The sequence below is a fragment of the Amnimonas aquatica genome (genome assembly GCF_002943415.1).
In the GTDB taxonomy this organism is placed as follows: Bacteria; Pseudomonadota; Gammaproteobacteria; order Pseudomonadales; family Moraxellaceae; genus Perlucidibaca; species Perlucidibaca aquatica_A.
The window spans coordinates 1-3,543 of record NZ_PTQZ01000188.1; the positions used below are offsets into that span (position 1 = coordinate 1).

The following is a 3,543-nucleotide window of genomic DNA, read 5'->3' on the forward strand; positions in this document are numbered from 1 at the left end:
GTTTTTCGTCACGATAGCGCAGGCGACCGTCGGCCAGCCAGCCCAGCACGGCAGGGTAGAGGCGGTGTTCCGCCGCGTGCACGCGATCGGCCAGGGTGGCTGCCGTATCTTCCGGTCTAACGTCGACCACGGCCTGGGCGATGACCGGGCCGCCGTCCAGCTCGGGCGTGACGAAGTGCACGGAACAGCCGTGCTCGAGGTCACCGGCGTCGAGCGCGCGCTGGTGCGTGTGCAGGCCCTTGTACTTCGGCAGCAGGGAGGGGTGGATGTTCAGCAGCCGGCCCTGGTAGCGGCTGACGAAGCTGGCGCTGAGGATGCGCATGAAGCCGGCCAGCACCACCACGTCGGGCTGCCAGCGGTCGATGATCTCCGCCATGGCGGCGTCGAAGGATTCGCGGTCCGGATAGCCGGTGTGGGCCAGCACGGCGGTGTCGACGCCGGCCTGGCGGGCGCGGGTCAGGCCGTAGGCATCATCGCGGTTGCTGAGCACGCCGACCACGCGCGCGTCCATGGTGGCGCTGCTGTCCGCCGGTTCGCCGGTCTGCCCGTCACCCGGCCGGCCTGCCGCCTGTCCGCAGGCCTCGAGGATGGCCTGCAGGTTGGAGCCGGAGCCGGAAATGAGCACCACCAGGCGCAGGCTCATGCTGGAGCTCCCGGGCTCATGGCGCGCGGAGCGCCGGTGCCGCGGACCGGGGTCGGACGGCACGTGGCGGAGCGGACGGCGGCACGCGGCATGTCAGGCGAAGACCACCGTCGGCTCGCTGTGCGTGGACGGCACGATGCGGCCCAGCACCCAGGCCTGGTCGCCGGTGGACGCGAGCTGCGCGATGGCGGCATCGGCCTGCTCGGCCGGCACCACCACGACCATGCCCACGCCGCAGTTGAAGGTGCGGTACATCTCGAAGCGGTCGACGTTGCCCTGCTGCTGCAGCCACTGGAACAGCGGCGGCCAGGTCCACGAGGATTCGTCGACGATGGCGTCGCAGCCTTCCGGCAGCACGCGCGGCAGGTTGCCGGGCAGGCCGCCACCGGTGATGTGGGCCAGCGCGTGCACCGGCAGCGCCTTGATCAGCGCCAGCATGGACTTCACGTAGATGCGCGTCGGCGTCATGACAACATCGGCGAGCGGGCGGCCGGCGAGGTCCTGCGACAGGTCGGCGCCCGACACCTCGATGATCTTGCGCACCAGCGAGTAGCCGTTGGAGTGGGCGCCGCTGGAGGCCACGCCGATCAGCACGTCGCCGGCCTTGACCTTGGAGCCGTCGATGATCTCGGACTTCTCCACCACGCCGACGGCGAAGCCGGCCAGATCGTAGTCCTCGCCCTCGTACATGCCGGGCATTTCCGCGGTCTCGCCGCCGACCAGCGCGCAGCCGGCCTGCAGGCAGCCTTCGCCGATGCCGGTGACAACCGTGGCGGCGGTGTCCACGTTGAGATGCCCGGTGGCGTAGTAGTCGAGGAAGAACAGCGATTCGGCGCCGCAGACCACGATGTCGTTGACGCACATGGCCACGAGGTCGATGCCGATGTGCTCGTGACGCTGCAGCTGCAGGGCCAGCTTGAGCTTGGTGCCGACGCCGTCGGTGCCGGACACCAGCACGGGCTGGCGGTAGCCGGCCGGAATCTCGCAGAGGGCGCCGAAGCCGCCGAGGCCGCCCAGCACTTCCGGGCGCCGGGTCTTTTTCGCCACGCCCTTGATGCGTTCGACCAGATGGTCTCCGGCGTCGATGTCGACACCAGCATCCTTGTAACTGAGCGAGGGCTTCTGATCGGTCATGGCAAAACTCGTGGGGCGGTGGCAAAAGATCGCGCATTCTATCAGGACGGTGCTTGCCCGTCATGGCACCGGCTACGCACAATACCCGCCAACTTGGCTGCGGGCGGCCCTTGCCGCCTTCCGCCCGTCGCGCCTGCCCGGGAGCTCCGCATGAAACAGGAACGCCGCATGAAAGAGCGCAACCGCTGGCTGCTGCTGATCGGCCTGGCGCTGCTGGCCTGGCTGGTCTACGCCCTGCGCCCCATCCTCATGCCGTTCCTGGTCGGCGCGCTCTTCGCCTACCTCGGCAACCCGCTGGTGCAGCGCCTGATGCGCTTCGGCTGGAGCCGCCTGACCGCGGTGTCGGTGACCTTCACCGCGCTGTGCACGGCCGGCGCCGCGGTGCTGGTCATCCTGCTGCCGCGCCTGTGGGAGCAGCTCATGTATCTGGAGTCGCGCATCCCCTCGGTGCTGCGCTGGATGAACCGGCACGGCATTCCCTGGCTGGAGCAGAAGCTGCGCGTCAACATCGACCGCCTGGACATGGACCTGATCTCGAACTGGCTGACCAGCGTCTGGCAGAGCGCCGACGCCGGCACCGCCAACATGCTCACCCAGCTGGCACAGTCCGGCCTCCACCTGGCGGCGACGCTGGGCCTGATCGCGCTGATTCCGGTGGTAACTTTCTACCTCATGCTGGACTGGGACCACCTGCTGGCGCGCACCCGCGAGCTGCTGCCGCGTCGCAGCGAGTCGCGGCTGGTGTCGCTGGCGCAGGAGTGCGACGGCGTGCTGGCCGCCTTCCTGCGCGGCCAGCTCATGGTCATGTTCGCGCTCGGCCTCATCTACGGTCTCGGCCTGCAGCTGATCGGGCTCAAGCTGGCCATGGTGATCGGCCTGGTGGCGGGGCTGGCCAGCATCATTCCCTACTTCGGCTTCGCGCTCGGCATCGTCATCGCCACCATCGTGGCGCTGTTCCAGTTCGGTCTCGAGTGGCAGCCGGTGCTCATGGTCTGGGTCGTGTTCGGCATCGGCCAGCTGATCGAGGGCTGGGTGCTGCAGCCCTGGCTGATCGGCGACCGCATCGGCCTGCCGCCGGTGGGCGTGATCTTCGCGGTCATGGCCGGCGGCCAGCTGTTCGGCATTTTCGGCATGCTGCTGGCGCTGCCGGTGGCGGCCATCATCGTGGTGCTGGTGCGCCATGCCCATGCCGGCTACCTGCGGAGCCACTGGTACCAGGGGGGAGGGCCGCCGAGTGCCGCCTGAGTTCGCCCTGACGCCTGCCATGCCCGAGGAGCAGCTGCTGCTGCCGCTGCAGGGCCGGTCCGACATCACCCTCGCCGACCTGCCGGCGCGGGCCTTCGCGCCGGTGCTGTCGGCGCTGGCGCAGCTGCGCGCCGGCCAGCTCGGCGAGGTCTGCATCTGGGGCGCCCCGGGTGCCGGGCGTTCGCTGCTGCTGTCGGCCTTCGTGTCCGATGTCGCGCGTGATGCCGGCCAGGCCGTGCTGCTGCCGCTGCGCCAGGTGGTGTTCATGCCGCCGGAAATGCTCGATGGCCTGGAGTCCTGTCCGCTGATCGTGCTAGACGACATCGAGGCGGTGGCCGGCTGGCCGGCCTGGGAGGAAGGACTGTTCAACCTCTACAACCGCCTTCAGGCCAGTGGCGGCCGCCTGCTGTTCAGCGCCTGCACGCCGCCCTCCGGCCTGCCGCTGCAGCTGCCCGACCTGCGTTCCCGGCTCGCCCGCGCCAGCGCGCACGCGCTGCCGGCGCCGGATGACGACGTGCTCG

4 protein-coding genes are annotated in these 3,543 nt (G+C 69.8%); 2 read left to right on the forward strand and 2 right to left on the reverse strand.

Translation table 11 applies throughout. The features are described from left to right. Both purN and purM read right to left on the reverse strand, forming a co-directional pair. On the reverse strand, positions 1-643 hold a 643-nt coding region (purN, locus tag C5O18_RS07555), incomplete at its 3' end, for a phosphoribosylglycinamide formyltransferase (RefSeq protein ID WP_105192859.1). A gap of 93 nt (positions 644-736) precedes the next feature. Further along, complete coding sequence (gene purM / locus C5O18_RS07560) at positions 737-1,777, reverse strand: phosphoribosylformylglycinamidine cyclo-ligase (protein ID WP_105192861.1); 1,041 nt, start codon at positions 1,775-1,777, stop codon at positions 737-739. Positions 1,778-1,927: 150 nt separating this feature from the next. Here purM and C5O18_RS07565 point away from each other — a divergent pair, with 150 nt between their 5' ends. Continuing rightward, complete coding sequence (locus tag C5O18_RS07565) at positions 1,928-3,022, forward strand: AI-2E family transporter (RefSeq protein ID WP_241146778.1); 1,095 nt, start codon at positions 1,928-1,930, stop codon at positions 3,020-3,022. Beyond that, positions 3,012-3,543 (forward strand): DnaA regulatory inactivator Hda (locus C5O18_RS07570; protein WP_146089274.1); only part of this gene is annotated, 532 nt, incomplete at its 3' end. The genes C5O18_RS07565 and C5O18_RS07570, both read left to right, overlap by 11 nt.

Excerpts from the sequence above, each read along its gene's own strand:
- purM (WP_105192861.1), bottom strand. The coding sequence starts at position 1,777 with ATGACCGATCAGAAGCCCTCGCTCAGTTACAAGGATGCTGGTGTCGAC.
- C5O18_RS07565 (WP_241146778.1), top strand. The coding sequence starts at position 1,928 with ATGAAACAGGAACGCCGCATGAAAGAGCGCAACCGCTGGCTGCTGCTG.